The sequence below is a fragment of the Paenibacillus sp. LjRoot153 genome (assembly GCF_964253085.1).
GTDB lineage: Bacteria > Bacillota > Bacilli > Paenibacillales > NBRC-103111 > Paenibacillus_E.
In genome coordinates, this window is sequence record NZ_CAXUQH020000001.1 from 6,791,792 (window position 1) to 6,818,101 (window position 26,310).

The following is a 26,310-nucleotide window of genomic DNA, read 5'->3' on the forward strand; positions in this document are numbered from 1 at the left end:
TTGCTTTAAATCAGTGCTAATTTCTCTTGGTACTCCGCAATGGTTCTTCTCAGACCCTCTCGTAGCGAAATCTCAGGCTGCCAGCCCAAAACAGCCGTTGCTCGATCTATCACAGGTCTCCTAACCTTCGGATCATCCTCTGGGAGTGCATGAAATGTAATTTTACTTGTGGTATTCGTCAATTCCTTCACTAATTGTGCTACCTCTAAGACGGAATACTCCATTGGATTTCCAATATTCGTGATTAACCCCGTCGCCGCATCGCATTCCATCATTAACATTAGCGCTCTAATCGTATCATCGACATAACAGAACGAACGCGTCTGACTCCCATCCCCATAGACCGTAATATCTTCTCCCATCAGGGCTTGAGTGACAAAATTTGAGATGACTCTTCCATCATCATTTCGTAATCCAGCTGAATACGTATTGAATAGACGTACAACTTTGGTCTGTACCTGAAATAAGCGATGGTATTCGTAACAGTAAACCTCACCAAGCCGCTTGGCTTCATCGTAGCAGGCTCGTGGCCCCCATGTATTCACATTACCTCGATAATCTTCAGGCTGTGGGTGTACCTCCGGATCGCCATAAGCTTCACTCGTACTTGCATATAGCACCTTGGCATTATACATTCGCGCCAGCTCTAACATATTTTGAGTACCAATGGTATTGACATAAATCGTTTCAATCGATGATGCTTGATAGAGCTTGGGAGAAGCCGGTGAGGCAAGATGATAAATCTCATCTGGTTCTTGTAGGCCTTCGAGATCAATAACAGCAGTGTTGGACACGTCATATGCAATAAAACAAAAATTCGGATGGGCACGTACATGTTCTAGATTAGAAAGTCTTCCTGTCACTAGATTATCAACACCAACAACTTGGTGGCCTAACCCCAGTAATTCCTTCGTTAAATGTGAACCTAAGAAACCCGCTGCACCCGTTACGATAATTTTGCTCATTGACATGTACCTCCTATTTATCGAGATCACTATCCAAACGATTGCTCAGTCTCTCTCCCCGTGGGAAGCAGAGCAGGGATTCTTCGAACACCTGTCATTTCCCCCAACAGTGTGAATACATACAATGGATTTAACACCATATATCTTTTCCACAGACGTCTAGGCTCCTGAAGGAAGCGATAGAACCACTCCAGTCCTCTTTGCTGCATCCATGGCGGGGCCTGTTTCAGTGTACCTGCATGGAAATCAAAGGCTGCTCCAACAGCAAGAAGCGGCATCGCCAATAAATCCCTATACTCGAATACCCACACTTCTTGCCTTGGACAACCAAGTCCAACGAATACAATTTGAGCACCGCTAGCTTTAATTCTGCTTATAATCGCCATTTTCTCATCAGACGTTACTTTTCTAAATTTAGAGGCTTCTTTACCAGCGATTTGCAGACCTTGGAACCTTTCTCGCAAATTTCTCTCGAATCGCTCTAACGTTTCCAGCTTGCTGCCGTATAAATAGATCGGCAAATGCTCCTTCGCAGCGGCTTCCGCCACTCTGAGTGTCAATTCAGGACCATAAACACGTTCTTTCAGTCCTGTTTTATGTAACAGGTTCAGCCCCCATTTGACTGGCTGCCCATCAGGAACAACTAAATCCAACCCATTTAACCGGCGACGATGCTCTATATCTAAGTACCCCGTCATCACGCCATGAACGGCTAATGCCGACACCGCATAGGGTTCGTTATGGTGTGCGGCATTCGTAATTTGCTGAACGGCGGCTTCATAATCAACAGCTGCAATATGGACGCCACAGATGGCGTGTTTGCCTTTATTCATCATATCGCCACACTCCATCGATCCTTATTTTCTTCATAAATGCCTTTCATAATGAGCTCAATATGATTGTACGCCTGCTTCCATTCGGGGAAGTGTGCCTTAAACTTGGCTAAATCAGACACATACCATTGATGATCTCCTGCCCGAGCTACATCGGAATACGTATAAACGAATTCTCTGCCCGTAATCTCTTGTGATAGTTGAATGGCTTCGAGCATCGATACATTGGAGTCTCTCCCTCCCCCTAAGTTATAGACTTCGCCACCTCTTCTTGGATTCGTATAAAAGGCATGGAAAGCCGCTATAACATCGCTAGCATGAATAACATCCCTAACCTGCTTGCCGCCATAACCAAAAATCGTATACGGCGTTCCCGTTATCGCACATCGCATTAAGTAATTAATAAACCCATGGAGCTGCACACCAGATTGCCTAGATCCACTCAATACACCACCCCGGAAACACACCGTTTTGAAGTTAAAATAGCGGCCATATTCCTGGACTAGCACATCTGCCGCTAGCTTGGATGCTCCGAATAAGGAATGCATGCTTTGGTCAACGCTCATCTCTTCCGATATCCCATTCGCAAATGAATGTTGAGGATCTATTTCCCAGCGGGTTTCCATTTCAACGAGTGGCAGCGTATTGGGGCGATCTCCGTACACTTTATTCGTGGATGTAAAAATAAAAACAGCTTCAGGACAATGATGTCTCATCGCCTCAAGCAGATTTAAGGTACCGTTGGCATTTACTCCGAAATCCACGAAAGGGTCTTTGACTGCCCAATCATGCGAGGGCTGTGCCGCTGTATGAATAATTAATGAAATCTCATTGCCATATTGACGAAATAACTCATTGAGTTGCTCCGCATTCCGAATATCAATCGTATGATGCTCGTATTTCTTCCCAAGTGCTCCCTCCATGCGATTTCGATTCCAAATGGTTGACCCCTCTGGCCCGAAGAAAAGTTCCCGCATATTATTATCGATCCCTATAACCTTGTACCCTAAGCTGGCATAAAACTCAGTTGCCTCGGAACCAATTAAACCGGCGGAACCTGTGATCAATACGATGGACATTAGTCAACACTCTCCTTCAATTTGGCTGAGATCTGCCGCTTACCTTGATGACCATCCTTAGCACCTAACACACTTTGATACTCCTGCTTGATCGAGTGAACCGTAGTATGAACTAGAAACCTGGTTCTTATCGTTTCTTTTGCGCTCCTGCCTAATTGTTTCATCTGGATGTCATCAACGAGTAGTCGTTCTATGCATTCGCTCATCGCTGCCTCGTTAGCACCTACTAGCAAGCCGTCTTCACCATGCGTGATGATATCCACCGGACCTCCCCAATTGGTAGCAATAGATGGTAGTCCACAGTACATGGACTCAATTAAGACTCTGCCGAAGGGTTCTGGTGTCGTAGAAGCTAGAACGAACACATCAATCGCCACATATACGTTACGACTATCCGATATAAATCCAGCAAATATGACCCTATCTTCCAGTTGCAAGTCTTTAACTAGAAGTTTGAGTTCATCCAACACATTTTCATTACCAGGGAAACAATCGCCAGCCAACACTAAATACGTGTTCAATGGTTTCTTGCAAGTTGCGAACGATTTAATCAGCAAATCTTGACCTTTCCATTTACTAATTCTTGCGACATTGCCTATAACCACAGCATCACGTGGAATTTGTAGTCGATCTCGCATTTCTTCCCTACTCATTCTCTGATCCAACTCAGAGATGTAGTCTTCTTCAATCCCGTTGAAAATAGTAACGAATTTTTCTCGATCTAGATAACTCTCAAACCTCTTACAAACATCCGTTGAGATGCAAATGATTTTTGTAGATAAATGAAAAATGAGATAGCGATACATGTTCCAAAGTAACTTTGGAAAATCGTCAAACACCTCACGCATATGCCAGATATGAGGAACTTTCAGTAGTTTGGCAACGATCGCTCCTGACATGATAATGGCGGAATTACTATGAATAATACTGACTTTTTCTTGCTTTAACAGCCCATATAACTTTGGTATCGATAGGAAGAAATGGTTGACAAACATGAGCAAACTTACGAAATTCACGAATGTTTTCCTTCTTAATATCAAGAGATCATGCCTAATTAACACTTTAGCCCCAAGCCCTTCCAATTCGCTAACAAGTTCACCTGCTTCAGGCAAAATAACAATGGGCTCATACTTTTCCATTTCAAGACCCTTAATGACAGAAATGAGTGACCTACTGGAGCCATACAAATCGCCAGTAACATGAAAATAGACAATCTTTATTTTCATTGATACCAAGCCCTTCCTAACTAATTTTTATGGGTTGATCATTTTCGATGCAAGTCTCATATAAAGCTTCAAGCTCGGTGTTTTGCTTTTTAATATTAAATAATCGTTGTACTCTATCCTTACCCTGTCTACTAAATTGTTCCCAAATGCTTTTCTCAGCTAATAGCGTTTGGATATAATGAGCAAGCAACCCGATGTCTTTCTCTGAAGCTAGAAATCCTGTTTCACCATGTGAAACTGCTTCTTTAATTCCTCCCGTCGCAAAGCTTACAACAGGAAGCCCCATCGCATTGGCCTCAGCAAACACCATACCAAAGCCTTCCGCATCACCATTATCCGCTACCACACTTGGAACTGAGAATACCATTGCTTTATTCATCCACTCTCGAACGACCTCAGGTGGTTGTACGCCAAGAAAGGTAGATTTCTTTAGTATTCGCCGAGCTTTTTCCTCTAAATGATGCCTCAGTGGACCATCTCCAATGCAGACAAGCTCACAATCAGGTAAACTTTCCTGCACGATCCTCATCGCTTCTATTAAATATTCTGCTCCCTTCTTCTCTACTAATCTGCCTACAAATAAGACAATTGGGCGTCGATTTACCCCCTCATCTGGGGTAAAGTCATGCAGATCAATACCAATATAATGCCTTATGATCCTTTCCTCCGGATAACCTTGCTCCAGCATTTTACATTTAATAAAATCGGATACCGCAATAAATAGCGTGCCTTTGCGCTGCAATTCTTTGCGTTTACGAATGTATAGCTTGTGACTATAAAAATCAGCATATTCATCCTTTACCGTAGCATCAAACCCATGAAAAGTGACGATTAAGGGCACATTCAATGACTTCACTAGCGGTAAAGCAAGTGCACCTCCAAAGCCGAAGTGAGCATGAATGAGCGCTGGCTGAATCCTGGCAATTTTATGAACAAAATCGGTAGATTTACCCCATAGTTTATACATCGATTCTTTGCCCCACCCGATAACACTCTCGTCATTTATCACGATCACACGATCATCTGGCAAAGGAATACCTGTTATTTTTCTCGAGCCTACGTAATAGGGAATAAAGTTTTGCAACGCCTCTGCTTGTGCTCTAACAAAGGTTTCGGAAGGTGATAACAAATGATCTTTATAAATGACGACATTCTTCTTTCCATGCATGGCCTCTGCTCCTTATCTTATTATGGCTTCATTTGATCTTAAACTCCTTAAAATTTATAATTTTCTTATTTAGCACGGTTATCTTTTTGAATTTTGCAGTATTAAATTTGGGTGCAAAGTATAACGTCGTTGTGCTATTCCCTCTATTTTATTGTGGCTACTCATTTTGTACGTAATTGTAAGATAAAGAATCCAATAATAAATATTTGGTAAAATCAAAGTACTTTCAAAGCAGTTATAGACAAGAATAAATAAAAGCAATAGAAAATAAAATCGCTCATTTCTAGCTAAAACAATGTTTTTAAGAAAAGACATTGTAAAGATTAACATTCCAACGAAACCTGTTTGTAAAAGTACTTCTAAATAGCCGTTGTGTGAGAACACAGGGTGCCATGTAACTTGATCCCACACTACACTTGATGGGCCTTCCATTCCTTGCCAAAATCCTGAGTAACCATACCCAAGAATAGGGTTTTTCATAATCATTTCCCATATTATGATCCATAAATCAGTCCTACCTGTTAATGTTAAATCTCTTCCTAATAAGGCTGCTATTTTACCAGCATTTTGCAAAAACAAAAATGTAAGAGCAGTAACGATGGACAATAAAAAAAACAATATTGAAATCGCCAAAATTCTCTCTTTCCTAAACAAAGTAACCAGCGGAAATACTAAAGCTAGTATTAACAGTAATGATATGGATGTCTGAGACTGTGATTTTATTAATAAAGCTAATGAAGATACAATAAAAATGAATGGGATAAAGATTTTTTTATTCTGATACCCATACACTGACCAAGATAAAATCGACATTACCATAACTCTCCCAAGAATATTTTTATGGGAAAAAATACCTCGCCAAGCATTATTATGAAATTCCTCAGGTTGAATTGCATACTGTGGAAAAAATAAAATAAAGAAAATGCTTAATATGACACAAAGACTTGAAGTCCATATTAAAAAATTAATAATTTCTTTTTTTGAAAATGTTGCAAGGAATAAACCTACAATTAATGTACCAATAAGAAACAAGGATTTAACTACACTTGTTTCTGGTACAGATGACCAAAGCGATGAAAGGCTAATTTCAAGCATTAAAATAAGAATAAGTTTATTTTTCATCAATGTTTCAAATACATCTGTTTTTTTAATAACCAAAACGAGTGCAATTACATAAAATGTTATCCATAATAAAGGTTCTATCTCTCTAAATACAGAGATATTAAAACCATTTTCTGATCTCAATAAAGGAAAAACTGCTTCAGTACTAAAAAATAACAATATTACTGCAAATATTCTTTGTCCTAGCATTACGCCTCCAAACTACTGACTAGCATACTTCTGAATCAGTTTGGTTTTTGAATAGCATTGCCAAACTACAACCCATAAACCTATTCCTAACACCATATTGGCTATTAACCCTGACCAAATTGCTCCTTTCCAAGAATAAATCGGGATTAACAACATATTTAAAATAATACTAATCACGGCTACCACAATTTGCAGGATGCTTCGATAGCTTTGAAACCCTGCTCCAGTTAATAAGTCAGCCGCAAAATATTGCAACCCTCTAATAAAAGGAATGATTGCCATCCATCTAATAGCCTCAATCGCATTGCTATAATCAGATCCAAGTAAATAGGGTATGACAGGTGCGCATACATACAAGAAAATACCAGATACCACACCATACACGCATCCAGCAGGCAATAATTTCTTGGCAAACTGAAGACTTCCTCGGATCCCAGTACTGCCGTGTTGAAAAAATTTCCCGTACGAAGCTGCTAATAATGAGCGTATTGGCGTAAAAACTACATCAATAATGCGATTTGCTGCAGCATAAATACCAGTTGCTTCTAAAGTGGACATTTTCGTCAGAAAACTTTTATCGATTTCATTATAAACTCCCTGTGCAGATAAACTAATTGAGAAATAAAATCCTTCAATTACTTCCTTTTTTGTCATTTTAAATTTAAAGCTTGGAGATCCAAGTTTTCTATTTACTGCAATGACACCATATATCGTTGTTAGAGCTGTACACAATACATATAAACCTCCCCATAGCTCTGGAGTTGGCTTATCTACAGCAAAGAACAAACAGCAGGCCGCTAACATCCGTAAAAAGCTTTGATAAACTTGTAGTTGCGCTGTCCAACCTAGCTTATCAAACGCTTGGAAAGCTTGCCCGCTTATATCTAGTATTCTTGCAAAAATCATATCCGAAATTGCAACCATGACAACGAGTATAAATGGGATATTCGCCGGTAACACGATATGGACGATGACTAGAAAAACTACAACGAGAGCGCTGCCTGATAGTAAAGTTATGACAAGTGCTTGACCCCAAGATTCCTTGAATAACGCACGATTTCTAGATACATTTTGCACCAGAATATTCCCGGTTCCAAAACTAGCAAAAGGTGAAAAAATGGAGGTAATCGCTACAACACCAACAAAGGCACCAAACCCTTCGACCCCAAGTGCACGTGCGATAAGGACAAAATAAATGGCTTGAATAAAAATCTTCAAGCCATTTCCCATGAACATCCACAACGTATTTCTTGTCAGTGCATGATTCTTCAAATCATGAAATCTGTTTATCAGTTTACTTTTCATCTACATCCAATATCTCCTCAGCTGTTCAAATTAAACTGTATTGCTCCTCATCATAACCCGCAAAGTCCCCCAAATGATTCTTAGATCCATCTGCCACGATATTTCACGTGCATACTTGAAATCATGCTGCAGATTCTCATGGATGGGAAGCTTCCGCTCGGAGCTAATTTGCCACAACCCTGTAATTCCCGGTGTTATGCAGAATCGCTGACGCTCCCACTCGGTATATTCTGCCTCTACGATTGATTTTTGCTCTGGGCGAGGACCAATGAAGCTCATTTCTCCTTTGAGAATGTTGATCATTTGTGGAAGCTCATCTATGCTCGTTTTCCTCAGTATACGACCTATCGGTGTAATTCTTGCGTCATCGCCTGATATCGGAGATCGCCCTTCCGTAGGAACATTCTCATACATTGTTCGAAACTTATAAATGTGAAACACACGACCATGCTTACCATATCGTTGCTGTTTAAAGAGAATAGATCCTTTGGAATCGAATTTAATTAGAATGGCAACGCAAAGGAATAGCGGGAATGAACAGATAAGCAGCATTAAACTTACTAGTAAATCAATAAGCGGCTTGATGATTTGTACATATATGCCACTTGGCTCAGCGATCGACGATTGTGAGGATGACGTAACTTTCGCTCTACTCTCGATATTGATCATTTCCATTGTGCCCAGTCACTTCCTTACACAATAGCTTTAATTGCATGCTGACTTAATGCGTAATCAAACAAATAGCGCTCAAACTCCTCGCTTAATTCCTGATTCTTCATGGCAAATTCAACGGTTGCCTTCAGAAATCCAATTTTACTCCCCACATCGTATAATTTACCTTCATACATATAACTGTACATGGCTTGCTTCTGTGCTAACTGCTGCAACGCGTCCGTTAGCTGAATTTCACCGCCGACACCTGGATGTGTATGTTCTAATAGATCCATAATTTCAGGATTAAGAATGTAGCGTCCCATTATGGCTAGATTAGATGGTGGGTTTTTCTGTGGCTTTTCCACTAAATTGTGGACAAAGGAAAGCCGATCGGTTACTTCCTTTCCTTCAATTACGCCGTATTTATTCACGTCCTCCCAGGGTACTGACTCAACGGCAATAATGTTCGAACCGTTCGTTGCTTCATAGACATCCACCATCTGCCTTAGGCAGGGGACCTTACTATCAATAATCATATCGCCTAACAAAACGGCAAAAGGCTCATTACCAATGAATTTGCGTGCACACCAGATCGCATGACCTAATCCTAGTGCTTCTTTCTGTCTTACATAGTGAATATCAACTAAATTCGTTAAATCATGAACGATTTGTAATAATTCGCTTTTGTTCTTGCTCTCCAGGTTCTGTTCCAGCTCATAGTTTTTATCAAAATGGTCCTCAATCGGCTTCTTACTACGCCCGGTCACAATAATAATGTCCTCGATGCCTGAATCTATTGCCTCTTCTACGATGTATTGAATGGTTGGCTTATCCACAATGGGCAGCATTTCTTTCGGCATTGCTTTCGTTGCGGGTAAAAATCGAGTCCCTAAACCAGCTGCAGGAATGATTGCTTTCCTTACTGTTCTCTCCATCCAATACTCCTCCTATTTTCTCTTCTCTATTTAGCTGCTTTTGTTGGTTTTAAAAAAACCAGGCATGCTGTCTTCATGACGAATACAGCACGACTCGATTTTTTAAAATAAACAATAGGGCATTAAACCCCACCTCACTTCACACCAGCGACGATAACGTCTAAGGCTATTAGCCCACAGCATGAACGAGTGTCTACACTGATAAGGGTGTAGTAGACATAACCCAGAACTTAGTGATCTACAATCTATTCATTCCTTATCTCCATAATAGTAGTAATACGCAACATCACTTTTCTTATGGCGCTTGTTGTTGAGGACGACACCTAGAATCTTCGCCTGAACTCTTTCTAAGTTATGAATAGCCTTTCTAGCCATATCTCGTTTGACTTTCCCATCACTGATGACCATGACAACACCATCACATTTTGTAGCTAAAATTTGTGCGTCTGCCACAGCTAACGTTGGCGGCGAATCAATAATAATGACATCAAATCTGGCTGCCATTTCCTCCAGGAAAGCGGTCATTTTCTGCGACATTAGCAATTCTGATGGGTTCGGAGGGATCGGACCTGAGGTGATAAGGAATAAATTCTCGATAGACGTCTCACTGATGAACTCATCAAATTGGGTTCGGTTCACAATGGCGCTGGTCAAACCGTAACGATTCGACTTACCAAAATAATGATGAATGGTTGGCTTTCGTAAATCAGCATCAACAATCAGTACCTTCTTCCCCTCTTGGGCGTAGGCAACGGATAAGTTAGCAGCTGTCGTTGATTTCCCTTCCCCAGGCTGCGCCGATGTAACTAAAATGGTCTTCATGATGCGATCAATTGATGAGAACTGAATGTTCGTTCTTAAGGTTCGATAAGATTCGGACACTTGCGATTTAGGCTGCAATTCCGTAATGAGCTGATGCTTATTGATTAGCGTTCGCATAGACCGTATCCCCTACCTTTCTATGTGATTTAGAAGGTGCTTTGCTTTGCAAATCTTCTGGTTTTACTTTAGAAATGATAGCAAGTGTAGGTAAGCCCAGATATTGTTCAATGTCGACTTCCGACTGGATGGAATCATCCAAATAGTCTAAGAGGAAGACCAAGCCAATAGCGGACATCAGGGATAGGGCGAAAGCGATCGCTACATTCATGATGATATTAGGTGAAACTGGCCCCTGATTATCCTCGGGCTTTGCTTCACTCAAAATGACAACATTATCTACCTTCATAATGAAAGGAATTGTATTCTTAAATACTTCGGAGACGGCATTCACTGTCTTAGCTGCGTTCTCTGCCGAGAAACTCCTAATCGAGATGTTCATCACTTGCGTATCCACCGTTGAGCTAACCAGAATCATGTCCATGAGTTCAGCGCTTGTCAAACCAAGATCAGGATACTTCGCAACAACACTGTCGAGTATGGCAGGGGTTAAAATAATTTCCTTATACGTCTTAATCAACAATGCATTCGTTCGTATCGAATCGTAATCGAGATTATCCCTACCTTGAATGTCTGTCGATTTATTGACGATGATCTTAGAACTGGCTTCATAAAGAGGATCAATCAAATAGTAGCTCACAAGCCCAGTAACTACACTTGCTAGGAGCACGATGCTTGCAATCAACCCTAGCTTTTTTTGAACAACGGTCAAATATTGCCTGAGTTCAATTTCCATTGTGACCTCCAATAGTTAATGTAATGTTAGATAACATATCAATTCACGTCAGATAGATGCTCAAAAAAATTTTCTTATCCATTGAAAGACCACAACCTCCGTTTATACGGGTAGGTCTCCGTTACGATCGTTTCATTTCGTATGACACATGCCGCGTTAATCGAATACCTCTCCAGAGCTTTACGACCCTGAACCTTTTCCAAATACGAAAAAGCTTCTGCTACATGACTTCTCCGATTAGCCAAATTATGCGCATCCGAGGCGATGAAATGAGCTAAATGCGACTTGCAAACATACCTGGCGAACTTTTGGATTTTGCGGCCAAATAGTCCCATCAAGGACTGCGAAGTCATTTGACACAGGCATCCCTGTTCCACGTAGCTGTAAAGCAAGCGGGGATTTACAATGAAATCAAGCTGCCTTTCCGGATGTGCCAGGATGACCGTTAAGCCTTCAACCTGCAATTCATACAATACCTCGTCAAAATAACTAGGAATACCTGTTGGAGGTAGTTCTAGCAAGACATACCGGCTATAATTCAGTGTTCGAATGTGCCCCGCATCCAAGTCAAGAAGAAGTCCCTTTGAGACTCTAACTTCTTGGCCTGGAAGGATACGAACGGGTATACGACGCTTTTCAAGCTCATCGTTCAACTCTTGTACAGCAAGATCAACCTTCTCCGCTTCATTATCGTGTCTCCCGTCACCATGGTGAGGCGTGGCCACGATTGTATGAATACCTTCGTTAGAAGCATATTGAGCCATTTCGATGGCTTCATCCAACGTTCTAGCGCCATCATCAATGCCAGGTAAGATATGGCAATGCGTATCAATTAGCATGAAACATCCATTGTTGTCTTATTGGCTAGCTCCATGGCATTGACATAGCCACGCACAGCTTTCTCAAATTCATTCTTAAATTGATGCTCCCAGAAACGAATGGTTTGCAGCACGATGGCGCCTGTCGATGTTTCTTCCGCCAACCACTCCACGGCATAGACATATCCATTCTCTAACTGGCTTTTTTCACGAAGCACACCGCATAACGATATTTCTTCGTTATGAAACTTAAATTGGAAACACCAAATCACATTTTCATTTATGGGTAGACTTAAATAAGAAGTGAAGCCCATCCGCGAAGGACTAATGTCGATCACTTTGAACGGCGTAAACTTGGAATCCAACATTCGCCCTTCAATCTGCTTAATATTCATCAAACCATAACAAGGATATTTCAAAACTATTTCTGATCCTTCAGCAAAAGATGTAGTCATTTATTCTCCTCCTTAATGTTACGGTATGTATCATTTTGAGCCTGACTACAACAGGTGCTGACTTCTATGTGCGGGCGACAAGTGTGGCGTACGTAATCGAGCATTTAGGGGAATGTTTGGATGCGATGCGACGTGTGTTATCGCTCGTGAGTGAGGGGAGCATTGTTTGGATTAACTTGGAGGGTTTTCGTCGACTGGCCTTCTTTCCACAACAGAAACTGCTGCAAATCCAGTCCCAAATGTCTTAAAACATCGTTAATCTCAAGTGTAACTGGCTTATCTTTTTCCATAAAAGAGCACCACTCCTGATCATGTTATGTTTTATGACATTTCGCTTTAATTCTGCTTTCAATTTATGATACATCTCGTATCTTGTCAAGAGGATTTCACAAAAAAGAAAGTTAGATAGATCCTCAAAGACTTGTATAGCATGTGTGAAAATTTCATTATCTGTTTTCAAAGTTATGCCCGTAAATCCTCGGATATGATTAGAATCCTGCACGGATTTGAGCAAGAAATCTTGTAAGCGCACCCAAGTCTGATAGAATCAGCGGCTCTTGTCATATGACATTTCAAAAAAAAATAATTCCGATTCCAACAGATACAAAATGTATCTAAAGTGCGAAAGTTGGTTCTTTTTTGACTGCAAGGCCTTAATCTTTAAATAACGTAGAGCTCATTTCCTTCACCTTCGCCATATCCGGAATCCAATAATATAACCGTGAATGCACCAACGGATCCATCTCATAACCACTATGGCCCGGAACTTGCATGGTTGTAAAATCGTCCGCAGTCATTCCTTTGAATAGCCAGGCTAGGCTAATGATATCGTTATCCTGGAAATTAGTATCCACGATATCTTTCTTAACTTTTGTTAGCAAACCTGCGATTTCTCCCATATGCTCTGGTCTCAAGATTTCTGTAGCAACCGTTTTTAATAGCTGTGTTTGCTCGCTTTGCCTATCGAAATCTCCATTCGCAAATGCGTATCTTTCTCTTGCCAGACTAAGCGCCAATTTGCCGTCAATATGCTGTTTCCCTTGAGGTAGTGTCACCCCAGAATGAAGTAAATAAATATCATTTTTAACCTCTACATTAACGCCGCCAATGGTATCGATGAAATCCTCAAAACCTTTAAAATTAGTCTTCATGTAATAATTGATGGGTACATCTAGAAAATTCGATACCGTTTGAAGAGCTTCCTTCGTCCCCTCCTCGTTACCTCCCCGCATCTCGCCAAGCATATGCGCATGATTGATTTTGGTGTATCCAACACCCTCAATAAAGACGCGACTGTCTCTAGGGATGGATATCATATTGATTTTACGAGTGCCAGGAATAATGTGTAAGACCATAACAACATCCGATCTTGAATTCTCGTTACCTCTAGCGTCCGTCCCAAGGATAAGCACATTGAATGACTTTATCGGTTTAGCTGGTACTTGCTGCGTGACTTGAGGCGTTGGCTGCAAAGCAGGCTTAGGCTGGGTGACCGTCACTCCTTCCTCAATAGGAAGCGATGGCCTGCTTAAAACCGGCACGTCTACTTGCTCAAAGTGATGAACGGGCTCATATTTCCAATAAACGCCTAATCCCCCCCCAATGAATCCAACAAAGAGACAGCCTGCAGTGTACACTACCCAACGACGCATGTAGTCACTCCTTTAACTTATCCATTTATTAGATACGTATTGTATCATCGGGATTATAGAAATACAAGAGAGAAGATAAATAATAAGCCACGTCTCTTATGCAACTAAGAGAGCGTGGCTTATTGGTGATGACAAGTCCAATTCATGTCTCTCATGTTGCCTCCGCCTTATCCGATCAAATCCAACTCGCAACAGCCATTCCTTCAACATAGCTCGGAATGTAAATAGCATGCATAGTCTCGCATTTCATGCAATGAGCCAAAGGAATCGTTGTATGATAGTAGCCTGTCTTAAAAATCTTTCTGGCATCACACTTATCCATCATTGTGTTGCATTCGACACAATATACTTTTTCAAAATTAATCATCAATTACCACCCCTTAATGTATGACTAAATGTCGTAACCTGTTACAATATGTATATAATATTCATTATATGATACATTTCGTAACTTATCAAGGGTTTATTAATTTTTTCAAATACATTTTGTATCTAGTCAAATGAATCTCTGCTTTGTTATAATTATCTTCTGGTATATTTCGTTAATGATAGTGGATATAATAATGGAATGATTATGAACAGTGAGGACTGATCAAGCTGAAATACGGAGATCGCATTGCACTCTTACGTGAAAAAAGAGGACTAACCCAAGAGGATTTATCTATCAAAATAGGTATTTCTAGAGCATCCTTGTCTCACTATGAGACTAATCGCCGCGAACCTGATTATGAAACTATTAATAAGATTGCAAACTTTTTCAATGTTTCTATTGATTATTTGCTAGGGCGTACGAATCATCAACAAACTGTCTTGGATGAAGATGTGCGAGACTTTGTCGAAAATCTCGATTTAACAGACGAGGGTATTCTACAGAAGTTTTCATTAACTGTGGATGGAAAACGATTATCTGCTGAGGAAGCAAGAAGATTTATTGCTTTTGTTAGGGCTGAGCGTTCATTAGAGTAATGACTAACTGCTCTCAACGCTCAGCCTTCCATTAATTGTTGACACCAATATACTTTAAAGTCACGGATGGTGCTGACTGATTAAACAAATCTCTAAGTACAGAGACATTTCTCGTTTTGAGGTAGTAATGATAGCCATAGGTCTTACGAAGGGTATGCGTGCCTATATCTGTTAAGCCTACCTGCTTTGCAGCCTGATTAAGAATCCGATACACACGTATTCGCTTAATAGGGTGACCCGTACGCTGGGAAGGAAATAAGTAATTGTCTTCATCCATATATTGGACATATTCCTTAATATAAGCCTTCAGCTGCGAAGAAAGCTGGAATGTCTTTACTTTCCCCGTTTTCTCCTCTCTTACACTCACAATATTTCGATCCGTTACATCTTTTACTTTTAAATAGAGAATATCACTAAGATGAAGTCCTGAATTAATCCCAATTGTGAAAAGCAGCCAGTCACGAACCGATTGTTCTTTCAACACTTCCTGAATTTGCTCGATCTTTTCTTGTTCTCTAATTGGTTGAACAACTTGCATGAGTAGCACCTCACATGACCTTAATTTGTTTCATAGAATATGTTACGTTATGTATCTATCGATGGGTAAAGATATCATTTTATTGGCATACCACTCCCTTTACATCTACTATGTTACATATTGTATCATAAATTTAAGAAATGATCTATGCCTTTCACTGTTCTCAAACCCTAAAATTTAAAGTATAATTCTTTATAAAGAACAATATTATTATACTATTCTAGAAAGGAGGTTGCGCCATCCATGTTCAAGAAAATGCTAAGGATACCGCTTATTGTTATACTCCTGACTACCATTCTATTTCCTGCATCAGCCTTTGCTTCAGGCTATGATAACGGAAATTCACAGAAGAATAGTCTACTATCTCAATTCATGAATAATTTAAGTAAAATTTTCAATTCAAATACATATGGCAACACTAACAACAGTAATTACAACAACAACCAAAACAACAATCCAAACAATAATCAAAACAACAATCAATACAACAATCAAAACAACAATGACAAGGGCAAAGACAAGGATAAAGATAAAGACAATAACAATCACGACTGGGACGATTCTGATTGGGAAGATTGCTGGGACGATTTTGATTTCGAAGATATTGAATGCGAAGAATCCTATAATATCTGGAAAAAATGGTTCTGTTATTGAGAAAAACTTCTATCGAAGTACTTCGAGGAGGAGCGACCGCGTTTTAGATGTTGTTTTTATCGCCAATAATAAAGCCGTTTTCGAGAGTCGAAAACTTATGCTTTCTTATGTGGTAATAGAAAACTCCGCTGCATCCATTGTGCCGCGGAGTTTTTGCATTTATATGGAATTCGTCTCGAGAACGAATACAGTGATCTCAGGCCGGCAATTAAATCGAATCGGTAATAAGGTCGTACCTATACCGCGATTAGTGTACACATGGAACTCAGTTCCAGCGAAGTTGTACAAACCCATCGAGTACTTCTGGCCTAGATCTGGTGTGAACACACTTCCATAAAAAGGAATACGAATCTGCCCACCGTGACTGTGGCCGGAAAGTTGTAAATCGATAGGGTATCTCGAAGCCCAATCGGCAAAATCAGGCTCATGTGCGAGCAAGAGAACGAATTCATCTTGTTCAATCCCTTTTAGCGCGAGTGGTAGATTGGGGTTGCCGTGGAACATCTCATCTACACCGACGATATGAATACTTTCATCACCTCGGCTGATTCTTTGGCTTTCATTGACTAGCACCTTAAAACCAGATTTCTCCAATACCTCCGTTATTCGTTCCGCATCCATACGCAAATCATGATTGCCTAGTACCGCAAATTTGCCATAAGGCGCTTGAAGCTGAGATAGAATTGGAATCACGTCATTCGATATTTCGCCCTGTCTGGAATCAAATAAATCGCCAGTAAAAACAAGGATGTCAGGCTCTTGTCCCTGCAGCAGCTGGGCCAATTTAGTTAAATGAGATAAGCCATAATGCTTACTAATATGCGTATCGCTGAATTGTACGATTCGCATACCTGCAAACGAAGATGGATAACGCTTGTATGATAGTTTGACCGTCGTTATCTGGGTCCAATTTGGCTCACCGAAAATACCATATGCACCACTCATCCCCGCTAATATCCCTAAAGAACCAACTGTCATTAGACTACGCTTGAGGAATGACCTGCGACTTAAGGGGGTATCGTCCACGCTGCGTCCGCCTCCTAAATAGGTCCAAAGACTTATGTCTCATACAAAATAATACATAATTCCCTTATCAATCCATGATACAGTTTGTATAATTTTAATGTTAACGGGATTGATTTCGGAGAAAAAACATGCGATAATACATATAACGATACAAAGCGTATCTTACACAGAAAGTTTTGGAGGGGTCAGTTGTGAACATGCTAAAGCAAATGGATATAGAAGAGTATGATGCAGAGTGGATCAATCTTATTATGAGCGCTCGTAAGATGGGACTTACTATGGAAGATATCCGCGCGTTCTTAAGAAGCCCCTTCCACCCCAAGAAACTAACACAAAACACAAATGAAAATGATCCCTGTATGTCCCCATAAGTTCACATAGCAAAGCTAGCTATTCATCGTTAGGCCGTTTCATTCTCCATTTATTGAAATCCAAAAACTCCCGAAATTGCTGCTTATCTACTCCGGAGGTCATAGCTTCTTTAATGATTTCATACCATTCCTCATCTAACTCTCGATCACCTACAACTATCTCTTCTTGATCATCAATAAGCCGGTCGACAGGTACCTTTAATACAGCTGCAATCTTTTCTAGAAACTGAATAGAAGGATTCTTTTGGATGTCCCGCTCTAGGCTGCTAATATACGATTTGGCCACACCTGCCCGTTCAGCTAATTCTGTGAGGGACAGGCCCTTCTCTTTCCTTAATTGTTGTACACGTTTACCAATCATATTAGATCTTCCCTTTAAAATGTAGTAGTTGCTCCTATTAGTATAACAGAATTCCTATTAAAGAACAAATGTTGTTCCTAATAAAGAACAAAACTAGCCCCCTAAGGGGCTAGTTTTTACTTCCCTGCCATTAATAAGTTACATAAGATCTCTTCATAAATTAGTTGTTTTGTCATTATGCCATTTCATAAACTCTATCAAAATTTTCAACTCATGGATCCGTTCCTTTTTAATTCCTGACTTTTTTAAGTCCGTAATAAAATCCATCCATTCCTGATCAAGCTGCTGGTTTGTTTCCACTTCTACAGCAATTTTCAAAAGTATTTTCAGATCAACCTTGAGAACCAAAGCAATTTTCTCGATGACATGAATGGAAGGATTCTGTTTCAAATTTCTCTCAATGTTGCTTAGATACGACTTGGAAATACCTGTCCGTTCGGAAAGCTCGGACAATGTATACCCCCTTTGCTTACGAATACTCGATATATTGTGACCAATCATCGTTATCATCACTCCACAGTGACACTTTTGGCAAGATTTCTGGGCTTATCAATATCACAGCCCCGATATTTAGCTGCATAATATGCGATTAATTGTAACGGAATAACTGAAACCAGAGGGGTTAGCAGCTCATGGACGGCAGGCAGCACAATGTGATCGCCTCTCTCCTCTGATCCTTCCATGCTAATCATGCAAACATGGGCACCACGTGCCATCATTTCTTGCACATTGCTTCGAACGTTCGCACGAATATGCGGCTGTGTAATGAGAGCAATGGCTGGTGTCCCCTCCTCAACTAAAGCAATTGTGCCGTGCTTGAGTTCTCCGCCTGCGAACCCTTCTGCTTGGATGTAGGAAATCTCCTTCAGCTTTAGCGCACCTTCTAATGCAACATAATAATCTACCCCTCGGCCGATAAAAAAGCAATTCCGTGAGAAGGTGAGGTATTGCCATACGACCTCTTCCATCATCTCTTTCTTATTAATCAAAATTTCCATAGCGTTCGCAGCGATACTCAGCTCATGAAAAGGATTAATGGCCTGCAGATGCTCCATGCCTTTCCCTCTTACGCTATCGAAGGCAAGTAAAGCTAATACAGCAATTTGTGCCGTGTAGGCTTTCGTTGAAGCTACGGCGATCTCTGGTCCCGCATGCGTTAGTAACGTATAATCCGCTTCGCGAGATAGCGTCGAGCCTGGCACGTTAGTTATTGTTACGGTAGGATAGCCCATCTGTTTAATCGCAACCAATACGCCTCTGCTATCTGCTGTCTCGCCGCTCTGCGAAATAAAGATAAACAACGGATTCGCGGACAGAATAGGCCTGTTATACAGAAACTCGCTGGCGATATGTGCTTCAACCGGTATGTTCGCGATCTTCTCGATCAATTGCTTACCAACTAATCCAGCGTGATAACTGGTTCCACAGGCTATTACATAAATGCGATCCGCCAATGTCACACGTTCACGCAGCTGCGGGTCAATCAAGATCCCCCCTTGGCCATCCTGATATTTGGATATCACTTTACGAATAACCAATGGTTGCTCGTCAATCTCCTTGAGCATATAGTGCGGGTATAAACCTTTCTCTATATCGCTGGCATCCAGCTTTACTTGAAAAGGTCTTCTTTGAATCATTTCACCATCCAGATTTTTGATTATTTTGGCATGCTGGCGAAGAATAACCATCTCTTCATCCATCAATTCGACGAATTGATTCGTAAGCTGCAGCATCGCCATCGCATCACTCGCAATAACATGGAAATCAGATCCAAGCCCGATGAGTAAAGGACTTTTATTTTTGCCAACATAAATGGTTTCCGTGTCCTGACTATCTAATACAGCAATAGCGTATGAACCTTTAATTGCTAGAAGTAACTGCCGAAAAGCCTCCTCGACGGATAACCCACTCTCCACAAGTTGCTCCATTTTTTGTACAATGACTTCCGTGTCCGTATCACTGGAGAATGGAATATGCGCAAGGGACTTCTCCTTCAGCTCTTGATAATTCTCAATCACACCATTATGTACGACGGTGAATCTACCATTATGACTTTGATGAGGATGTGCATTGCGCTTACTTGGTTTGCCATGCGTCGCCCACCTTGTGTGACCGATTCCCATTCGCGCCCCTTGCTCCGGATCAATAACTTCGCGAAGCGCTGCAATTCTGCCTTTTTCTTTATACAGATGCAGGCCATTGTCGTTCAAAATAGCAATACCAGAAGAATCATACCCTCGATATTCTAGCTTTTCTAATCCCTTAACCAATATTTCCTTCGCATCCTGACTGCCGATATATCCCACAATTCCGCACACTCGTATTACCTCCCTAATCCCAATTCTTAATAAAGAACAACAAGGCAGCATTTAGGAATAACTGAATAGATTTGTCTGTTTATTCATACGTTTGTACAGAAGGGAGGAATTCATGTCATGACTTCATTTTGGATAAACGTATGGAGAAAGGTGATACGTATGTACCATAAATTCATGCATGACTACAACTACATCCTCTATCAAGACTGCCTCGACATCCAAACGAAAATAACTTTATTCCAGAAAATGATTCATCATCGTATGAAAATGGACGAGAATTCGTAGGCAAACTCTTCGTTAAGCACTAATACTATTGGCTTTAAGGATGGATTTCTGAATACATGTAATGACCCGATCTTGCTCTTCTTCCGTCATACTAGAGCCCGAAGGCAGGCATAAGCCTGATTGGAATAATCGTTCTGACACATTGTCGTTGTCACTATGCGGATAATAGGTAACCCCTTCGAACAGCGGCTGCATATGCAGCGGTTTCCAAACTAGACGAGCCTCGATATTCTCTTCCGCCAGATGTTCTATTAATGTCTCCACGGATACGCCGGATTCTTTGGCATCGACTGTCAACGCTGTCAGCCACCGATTCGATCGTGTATTCGGTAACTCCGGCATAAACTGAATGCCTGGCAAATGGGCTAACTCGTGATAATAGCGTTCAAATACAACACGTCTAGCGATCACTCTTTCTTCCAAAACCGCAAGCTGCGCTCGACCAACCCCCGCCAATATATTACTCATACGATAGTTGTATCCCATCTGACTATGCTGATAGTGCAGCGCATAATCACGTGCTTGCGTGGCTAGAAAGCGTGCTTTATTCAGCCCGTCAATGTCATTAGATACCAACATGCCTCCGCCTGATGTGGAAATAATCTTATTCCCATTGAAGGAATAGACGCCAAACTTTCCAAATGAACCGCTTGCTCTTCCTTTATAGGTCGATCCTAAGGATTCTGCCGCGTCTTCAATAATGGGGACATGAAATAATTTACACAAGGCCGCGATTTCGTCCATCTTGGCACTTTGACCGTATAAATTAACGACAATGATCGCTTTAGGCAATTTCCCATTACGAGCTGCCTCAAATAAAGCACATTCTAAGGCCTGCGGAGACATGTTCCACGTTTCTGGCTCTGAATCAATAAATACAGGGGTTGCTCCCAAATAAACAATCGGATTGGCACTAGCAACAAACGTTAGACTTGAACAAAAAACGGTATCGCCTTCAGCAACATCCAATAGTCGCAAGGCTAAGTGTATAGCCGCTGTCCCCGAACTCACTGCTGCCGCATCAACAAGACCGACATAACTTGCTATCTCTTTCTCGAAGGCATCGACATGTGGGCCTAGCGGAGCGATCCAATTTGTATCAAAAGCGTCCTGGATATACGCCATTTCATTACCACTCATATGCGGGGGAGAAAGATAGATTCTTTTTTTGTTGGTAAACATTATATATGAACACCCTTTTCCAATAGAATAACAAACAAAAAAAGTGCTATTCAGCACCTACTGTAAACATATGTTTGAGCATTGGTAATTCCATGAGATTTTTTAAACTATCTATTTTATAATGCGCCGTAAATTCCTCTTCCGCAGCTATGCCGGAATATATACCCTCTTTACGATCAATTTGAACCGTTGTCCATCCGAGTTTCTTAGCCGCATAAAAATCTTTATTAACATTATCTCCTATGTACACACACTGACTATGTGGGACACCTAATTCCTGACTTGCTTGTTCATATGGAACAAGACTAGGCTTCCAATTTTCTCTACCTAATTTATCAGTAAGAATAACGGAGTGAAATTTCTCAAGTAGCTTAAGTGCTTCTACTTTCTTTTCCTGTGAAATTAAATAGCCATCTGAAATTAAACCAATCTTTACCGTTTCTCTCACCTTTTCAAGGATCCAACTGGCATCCGTTGATAACTGAATATCTGGCTTATGAGAACGATATACTTCCACCATTTCTTTAATAGTCGAATCATCATAAACGATCTTGAGCTTAAGTAATGTTTTATTAAAAATTAAACTTCTTTCACCTGAATTAAATAACTCCATTGCTGTTTCATAGAAACCAAAAAGGTTATACGTATTGCTCAACCAACTATCAATTGCTGCAAAACCGCTGCTCACATAATGTCTTTCTTCATATAAGGTATCATCCATATCGAACACCAAAGCATTACAGGTCATGTTGAATACTCTCCGTAAATATGGCATCATCATATCTAAGCATCGTCAAATTTTCCCTCCAAGAATAATCCCCTTCAGTGAAATTCTCTCCGCTGCACATTTGGAGGACCCACAATGGGAAATTCGCTCCAGCCTCAATAGAAAGTGGGATGCCCCCGCCAAAACGAGGATTTATTTCAATAAAGGTAATCTCTCCATCGTTCTTTTTGAAGCATTGTAAGGTAATACATCCAACTGGACCTGGTAATAAATTGACTACGCGTTGGACTGCAGCGATAATGTCATCATCTTTCTTCGTTACTCCCTTACTTACTTCTCCAGCCCTAGTTTCAATTCGTAATCTTGGAACAACAGTACGGATATTCCCGTTAAAATCGAGCATCACATCAACCGTATACTCAGTACCAGAAACAAATTCCTGAATCATCGCATTCGGAATGTAATCCTTAAAAAATAGCAATTCTTTTTCGTTATTAATTTTGGTAACCCCAACGCTCGAACTTCCATCGAGAGGCTTAATTAATAGCGGAAATTGATATTGCTTATTATTAATTTCATCTTCTGTGAAGACTTTCGGCGTTGAAATATTTCTTTCTTGAAAAAATTGGTATGTTTTTATTTTATCGCCTGCCATTTCGTTCAGTTCTTTACTTGAGACGAGTAACTTAACGCCTATTTCTTCAAAACCTTTTTGGTTTTCCGATAATACCATTAATTCCGTATCAATTAGAGGAATAATAATATCAATTTTTTCATTTCGGCAAATTTCTTTTAATCTCGTCATGTAATTGGGATCTGTAACTCTGGGTACAATGTAATGCTTATCACTAATAAAAGCAGTAGGTGCCGTAAGCCTCAAATCAGCAGTAATTATGTTCCCATTAATACCATATTGAATGAACATCTTCTTAAATTGTTGTAATAAGGATAATCTTCTACCCGAGCTAGTAAACAAAATATTCATCTTACTGTTCAACATTTTTCATGCTCCCTTCAAATATTGGCATTGTTGCATGTTTACCGTTCTGAATTCCTTCCGATCTCAGTACTTTACTTAATGTTAAAACTAATATTTTTAAGTCAAGTAGAAAGCTTTGATTTTCAACGTACCATACATCTAGATTAAATTTTTCTTCCCAAGAGATCGCATTTCTACCATTTACCTGTGCCCAACCTGTAATTCCAGGTCTAACGTTATGTCTTTTGGCTTGTTCTACGGTGTATAGTGGCAAATACTCTTCTAGGAGTGGTCTAGGTCCCACTAAGCTCAAATCACCTTTTATCACATTAATCAATTGCAGTAGTTCATCTAAGCTATACTTTCGAAGAAATTCACCAAAAGGTGTTAACCGAATTGAATCGGGTAATGGTCTCCCATCTTTGTCTATAGCATCTGTCATTGTACGAAATTTTAAAATTCGAATAGGTTTCACATGTAATCCAGGCCTCATCTGTTTAAAAATAATTGGCGATCCCAACTTCATCCTCACTAGGATGGCAACAATTCCGATAATCGGAAGAAATACAATGAGTAAAGTCACCGCGACAACTAAATCAAATAAACGCTTCATGGGATCTTCTCCTACATCACTATGAGTCTTGGATTTTCAAACTCGCTCGATGTGTTCGACAGTTCCTGATAACCATTTGGGTTACTCAACTGCCAACGCCACGCATCAAGGCACATCTCTTCTATTCCCTTTTCAGCAACCCATCCTAATTCCCGCTCAGCTTTCGTCGGATCCGAATAACAAATACCTATGTCACCTGGTCTTCTATCTCTTATCCTATACGGCACTAACTTACCAGAAACACGTTCAAAAGCAGAAACCATTTCAAGCACACTGTAACCCTGTCCAGTACCTAGGTTATAAGCTTCCACGCCTGAGTCTGCCATTATCTTCTTTAAGGCTTTTAAATGCCCACGAGCAAGATCTTCAACATGGATATAATCCCTTACACCTGTGCCATCCAAAGTTAAATAATCATTCCCATAAACACTAAGTTCCTTTAGTCTCCCAACAGCTACTTGTGAAATGTAAGGCATTAGATTATTGGGCACACCATTTGGATCCTCACCAATCCGCCCGCTTTTGTGAGCTCCAATTGGGTTGAAATACCTCAAAACGGCAATACTCCAACTATTATCAGAGACATATAAATCATTCAATATTTCTTCAATTATGAGTTTACTGCGCCCATAAGGGTTGGTCGCGCTTAACGGGGAATTCTCAGTAATTGGAGTAGTTTCTGACATTCCGTATACGGTTGCAGAGGAACTGAATACCATTCTCTTTATCCCATATTTTTTCATGACTTCACATAATATAATGGTTCCACCAATGTTATTATGATAATAAAAAAGAGGAATCTCAACGGATTCCCCTACTGCTTTAAGCCCTGCAAAATGAATAACAGCTTCAATATTATTTTGTCCAAACACGGTATCAAGTTTTTCCTTATTTAATAAATCAACTTGATAAAATTTGATTGTCTTCCCAGTGAGCTCACTTACTCTTCTTAAAGATTCAATGCTGCTATTGCTTAAATTATCAACAACGATTACCTCATGGCCTGCATTCAATAATTCCAAGCAGGTGTGACTGCCGATATAACCGGCACCTCCTGTTACGAGAATTGCCATTTGGACTCCCCCTTCATAAATTACTTTTAACTACCTGATGTGATATTGGTTTCAACGTTCTAAATTGATCATTCAAGAATACTTTTTTAACAAATTTCAACATTGGTCTTTCTACAATCTGATAAAATATACATCCAGAGGCCAGTGTTAGGATTGAACAAATTAATACTGCAAAGAAGCTTCCTAGTAAATCAAATAACATTAATTTATTCATAACTAAAATAAACAAATATATACAAGGAACATGGGTTAAATAAATCGAGTAGGATGCATTTCCCAAATAATGCAATATCTTAATTACCCGTACCGACGATTTGATGTCAAAAATGGTTAGGCCTAAAATCAATAAAGTCGATGGAATTCCCCATTGAACTACCCGATTCATCTCATAAACACCAAAATATTCATTCATACAGGAAAGTAGAAATAAACCTATACCCAGGAAAGTAAGAACTCTAGCAAAGTTCAAACTAAATTTAATTTTTAAAAGTAAGAATGCAACAAAACAACCTAATATGAATTCCAAGTTAAGTGGACTGAAAATAAAATTAAATAGCAACCAAGAACCGTCCGGCTTAAAAAATAGAGAATATGTCGACATTCCAAACCAGGTTAATATTCCTATCCATAGTATTATCTTCTTACTATTAAAGACGAAAAGTAAACCAAAAATAATGTAAAAAAACATTTCATGTCTTAGTGTCCATGCAACATCAAGTATAGGATGATGATTTTGGGGTACTAGAAACATTGAAGTAATGATCTCGGTAGTGTAGCTTTCACTTCCAATACCCATCGAAGGTATTAGAAGATTGCCAATAACAACTGGAAATAATACAATCCAATATACTGGAAATACTCGAGTAAACCTCTTTAGAAAAAATGATTTTAACCTTGAACTTAATCCGAAATCTGCAAAATGAATATAACTTATAATAAATCCACTTAAAACAAAAAATAAATCGACTCCCATGTATCCAAAACTAAAAATATTGTATGCAAAATCATAATTAATTTGTTGCTTTATTAAATTAGTTACATGAAAAAGCAAAACTACAATTGAAGCAAATGCTCTTAAATATTGAATATTATATAATTTATTTTGATTATCTTTTTGTCCCAAGTTTCTAGCTCTCGTCAT

The 26,310-nt window shown here is 39.9% G+C and carries 30 protein-coding genes; 4 read left to right on the forward strand and 26 right to left on the reverse strand.

Annotation, left to right across the window (positions count from 1 at the left end):
* Window positions 1–5: 5 nt before the first annotated feature.
* From ACSQ8P_RS29330 to ACSQ8P_RS29400, 15 genes are all read right to left on the reverse strand, one after another.
* Window positions 6–965, reverse strand: coding sequence for a UDP-glucuronic acid decarboxylase family protein (locus ACSQ8P_RS29330; RefSeq protein ID WP_436238414.1), 960 nt, complete (start codon window positions 963–965; stop codon window positions 6–8).
* A gap of 29 nt (window positions 966–994) precedes the next feature.
* Window positions 995–1,801, reverse strand: coding sequence for a WecB/TagA/CpsF family glycosyltransferase (locus tag ACSQ8P_RS29335; RefSeq protein WP_436238415.1), 807 nt, complete (start codon window positions 1,799–1,801; stop codon window positions 995–997).
* A complete protein-coding gene (locus tag ACSQ8P_RS29340; protein WP_436238416.1) occupies window positions 1,798–2,877 on the reverse strand; it encodes an NAD-dependent epimerase/dehydratase family protein in 1,080 nt (359 codons plus the stop codon). The genes ACSQ8P_RS29335 and ACSQ8P_RS29340 overlap by 4 nt, the downstream gene beginning before the upstream one ends.
* Complete coding sequence (locus tag ACSQ8P_RS29345) at window positions 2,877–4,103, reverse strand: glycosyltransferase (protein ID WP_436238417.1); 1,227 nt, start codon at window positions 4,101–4,103, stop codon at window positions 2,877–2,879. Before ACSQ8P_RS29345 ends, ACSQ8P_RS29340 begins: the two co-directional genes overlap by 1 nt.
* A gap of 16 nt (window positions 4,104–4,119) precedes the next feature.
* Complete coding sequence (locus ACSQ8P_RS29350; RefSeq protein ID WP_436238418.1) at window positions 4,120–5,271, reverse strand: glycosyltransferase; 1,152 nt, start codon at window positions 5,269–5,271, stop codon at window positions 4,120–4,122.
* Window positions 5,272–5,349: 78 nt separating this feature from the next.
* On the reverse strand, window positions 5,350–6,582 hold the full coding sequence (locus ACSQ8P_RS29355; RefSeq protein WP_436238419.1) for an O-antigen ligase family protein: 1,233 nt from the start codon (window positions 6,580–6,582) through the stop codon (window positions 5,350–5,352).
* A 12-nt stretch (window positions 6,583–6,594) separates the two neighbouring features.
* On the reverse strand, window positions 6,595–7,887 hold the full coding sequence (locus ACSQ8P_RS29360; protein ID WP_436238420.1) for an oligosaccharide flippase family protein: 1,293 nt from the start codon (window positions 7,885–7,887) through the stop codon (window positions 6,595–6,597).
* Between the two features lie 30 nt (window positions 7,888–7,917).
* Window positions 7,918–8,562 (reverse strand): sugar transferase, encoded by a 645-nt coding sequence (locus ACSQ8P_RS29365; RefSeq protein ID WP_436238421.1) that lies wholly within the window; start codon window positions 8,560–8,562, stop codon window positions 7,918–7,920.
* A 17-nt stretch (window positions 8,563–8,579) separates the two neighbouring features.
* Complete coding sequence (galU, locus tag ACSQ8P_RS29370; RefSeq protein WP_436238422.1) at window positions 8,580–9,476, reverse strand: UTP--glucose-1-phosphate uridylyltransferase GalU; 897 nt, start codon at window positions 9,474–9,476, stop codon at window positions 8,580–8,582.
* Between the two features lie 249 nt (window positions 9,477–9,725).
* The gene (locus tag ACSQ8P_RS29375; protein WP_436238423.1) at window positions 9,726–10,415 is read right to left on the reverse strand and encodes a CpsD/CapB family tyrosine-protein kinase; all 690 of its coding nucleotides are present in this window, start codon (window positions 10,413–10,415) and stop codon (window positions 9,726–9,728) included.
* Window positions 10,396–11,151 carry a YveK family protein gene (locus ACSQ8P_RS29380; protein WP_436238424.1) on the reverse strand — a complete coding sequence of 252 codons (756 nt, stop codon included), beginning with the start codon at window positions 11,149–11,151 and terminating at the stop codon, window positions 10,396–10,398. Before ACSQ8P_RS29380 ends, ACSQ8P_RS29375 begins: the two co-directional genes overlap by 20 nt.
* Window positions 11,152–11,225: 74 nt before the next feature.
* Window positions 11,226–11,990, reverse strand: coding sequence for a tyrosine-protein phosphatase (locus ACSQ8P_RS29385; protein ID WP_436238425.1), 765 nt, complete (start codon window positions 11,988–11,990; stop codon window positions 11,226–11,228).
* Window positions 11,984–12,424, reverse strand: a complete 441-nt coding sequence (locus tag ACSQ8P_RS29390; RefSeq protein WP_436238426.1) for a hypothetical protein — start codon at window positions 12,422–12,424, stop codon at window positions 11,984–11,986. Before ACSQ8P_RS29390 ends, ACSQ8P_RS29385 begins: the two co-directional genes overlap by 7 nt.
* 137 nt (window positions 12,425–12,561) lie before the next feature.
* Window positions 12,562–12,714, reverse strand: a complete 153-nt coding sequence (locus ACSQ8P_RS29395; RefSeq protein ID WP_436238427.1) for a hypothetical protein — start codon at window positions 12,712–12,714, stop codon at window positions 12,562–12,564.
* Between the two features lie 363 nt (window positions 12,715–13,077).
* A complete protein-coding gene (locus ACSQ8P_RS29400; protein WP_436238428.1) occupies window positions 13,078–14,076 on the reverse strand; it encodes an LCP family protein in 999 nt (332 codons plus the stop codon).
* Between the two features lie 597 nt (window positions 14,077–14,673).
* On the opposite strand from ACSQ8P_RS29400, the gene ACSQ8P_RS29405 reads away from it, so the two are divergent.
* Window positions 14,674–15,042: a helix-turn-helix domain-containing protein gene (locus ACSQ8P_RS29405; protein ID WP_436239630.1), complete on the forward strand. Its 369-nt coding sequence runs from the start codon at window positions 14,674–14,676 to the stop codon at window positions 15,040–15,042.
* A gap of 31 nt (window positions 15,043–15,073) precedes the next feature.
* Here ACSQ8P_RS29405 and ACSQ8P_RS29410 read toward each other — a convergent pair whose 3' ends face one another.
* Window positions 15,074–15,580 carry a tyrosine-type recombinase/integrase gene (locus tag ACSQ8P_RS29410; RefSeq protein ID WP_056608974.1) on the reverse strand — a complete coding sequence of 169 codons (507 nt, stop codon included), beginning with the start codon at window positions 15,578–15,580 and terminating at the stop codon, window positions 15,074–15,076.
* Window positions 15,581–15,823: 243 nt separating this feature from the next.
* Between ACSQ8P_RS29410 and ACSQ8P_RS29415 the strand changes: the two genes are divergently transcribed.
* On the forward strand, window positions 15,824–16,234 hold the full coding sequence (locus ACSQ8P_RS29415; RefSeq protein ID WP_436238429.1) for a hypothetical protein: 411 nt from the start codon (window positions 15,824–15,826) through the stop codon (window positions 16,232–16,234).
* A 159-nt stretch (window positions 16,235–16,393) separates the two neighbouring features.
* On the opposite strand, the gene ACSQ8P_RS29420 is transcribed toward ACSQ8P_RS29415, so the two are convergent.
* Window positions 16,394–17,260, reverse strand: coding sequence for a metallophosphoesterase (locus ACSQ8P_RS29420; RefSeq protein WP_436238430.1), 867 nt, complete (start codon window positions 17,258–17,260; stop codon window positions 16,394–16,396).
* A gap of 197 nt (window positions 17,261–17,457) precedes the next feature.
* Here ACSQ8P_RS29420 and ACSQ8P_RS29425 point away from each other — a divergent pair, with 197 nt between their 5' ends.
* Window positions 17,458–17,631 carry an anti-repressor SinI family protein gene (locus ACSQ8P_RS29425; RefSeq protein ID WP_436239631.1) on the forward strand — a complete coding sequence of 58 codons (174 nt, stop codon included), beginning with the start codon at window positions 17,458–17,460 and terminating at the stop codon, window positions 17,629–17,631.
* Window positions 17,632–17,650: 19 nt separating this feature from the next.
* Here the strand turns inward: ACSQ8P_RS29425 and ACSQ8P_RS29430 are convergent, their stop codons facing one another.
* From ACSQ8P_RS29430 to glmS, 3 genes are all read right to left on the reverse strand, one after another.
* Window positions 17,651–17,992: a helix-turn-helix domain-containing protein gene (locus ACSQ8P_RS29430; protein WP_436238431.1), complete on the reverse strand. Its 342-nt coding sequence runs from the start codon at window positions 17,990–17,992 to the stop codon at window positions 17,651–17,653.
* A 153-nt stretch (window positions 17,993–18,145) separates the two neighbouring features.
* Complete coding sequence (locus tag ACSQ8P_RS29435; protein WP_436238432.1) at window positions 18,146–18,493, reverse strand: helix-turn-helix domain-containing protein; 348 nt, start codon at window positions 18,491–18,493, stop codon at window positions 18,146–18,148.
* 8 nt (window positions 18,494–18,501) lie between these two features.
* The gene (gene glmS, locus ACSQ8P_RS29440; RefSeq protein WP_436238433.1) at window positions 18,502–20,310 is read right to left on the reverse strand and encodes a glutamine--fructose-6-phosphate transaminase (isomerizing); all 1,809 of its coding nucleotides are present in this window, start codon (window positions 20,308–20,310) and stop codon (window positions 18,502–18,504) included.
* Window positions 20,311–20,427: 117 nt separating this feature from the next.
* Between glmS and ACSQ8P_RS29445 the strand changes: the two genes are divergently transcribed.
* Window positions 20,428–20,595 (forward strand): hypothetical protein, encoded by a 168-nt coding sequence (locus ACSQ8P_RS29445; RefSeq protein WP_436238434.1) that lies wholly within the window; start codon window positions 20,428–20,430, stop codon window positions 20,593–20,595.
* A 12-nt stretch (window positions 20,596–20,607) separates the two neighbouring features.
* Here the strand turns inward: ACSQ8P_RS29445 and ACSQ8P_RS29450 are convergent, their stop codons facing one another.
* The 6 genes from ACSQ8P_RS29450 to ACSQ8P_RS29475 are packed head-to-tail and all read right to left on the reverse strand — an operon-like array spanning window position 20,608 to window position 26,310.
* On the reverse strand, window positions 20,608–21,777 hold the full coding sequence (locus ACSQ8P_RS29450) for a DegT/DnrJ/EryC1/StrS family aminotransferase (RefSeq protein WP_436238435.1): 1,170 nt from the start codon (window positions 21,775–21,777) through the stop codon (window positions 20,608–20,610).
* Between the two features lie 46 nt (window positions 21,778–21,823).
* The gene (locus ACSQ8P_RS29455; RefSeq protein ID WP_436238436.1) at window positions 21,824–22,525 is read right to left on the reverse strand and encodes an HAD family hydrolase; all 702 of its coding nucleotides are present in this window, start codon (window positions 22,523–22,525) and stop codon (window positions 21,824–21,826) included.
* Window positions 22,515–23,504 (reverse strand): ATP-grasp domain-containing protein, encoded by a 990-nt coding sequence (locus ACSQ8P_RS29460; RefSeq protein ID WP_436238437.1) that lies wholly within the window; start codon window positions 23,502–23,504, stop codon window positions 22,515–22,517. The genes ACSQ8P_RS29455 and ACSQ8P_RS29460 overlap by 11 nt, the downstream gene beginning before the upstream one ends.
* The gene (locus ACSQ8P_RS29465; RefSeq protein WP_436238438.1) at window positions 23,491–24,096 is read right to left on the reverse strand and encodes a sugar transferase; all 606 of its coding nucleotides are present in this window, start codon (window positions 24,094–24,096) and stop codon (window positions 23,491–23,493) included. The genes ACSQ8P_RS29460 and ACSQ8P_RS29465 overlap by 14 nt, the downstream gene beginning before the upstream one ends.
* Before the next feature lie 11 nt (window positions 24,097–24,107).
* A complete protein-coding gene (gene galE, locus ACSQ8P_RS29470) occupies window positions 24,108–25,169 on the reverse strand; it encodes a UDP-glucose 4-epimerase GalE (protein ID WP_436238439.1) in 1,062 nt (353 codons plus the stop codon).
* 13 nt (window positions 25,170–25,182) lie between these two features.
* Window positions 25,183–26,310: an acyltransferase family protein gene (locus ACSQ8P_RS29475; protein ID WP_436238440.1), complete on the reverse strand. Its 1,128-nt coding sequence runs from the start codon at window positions 26,308–26,310 to the stop codon at window positions 25,183–25,185.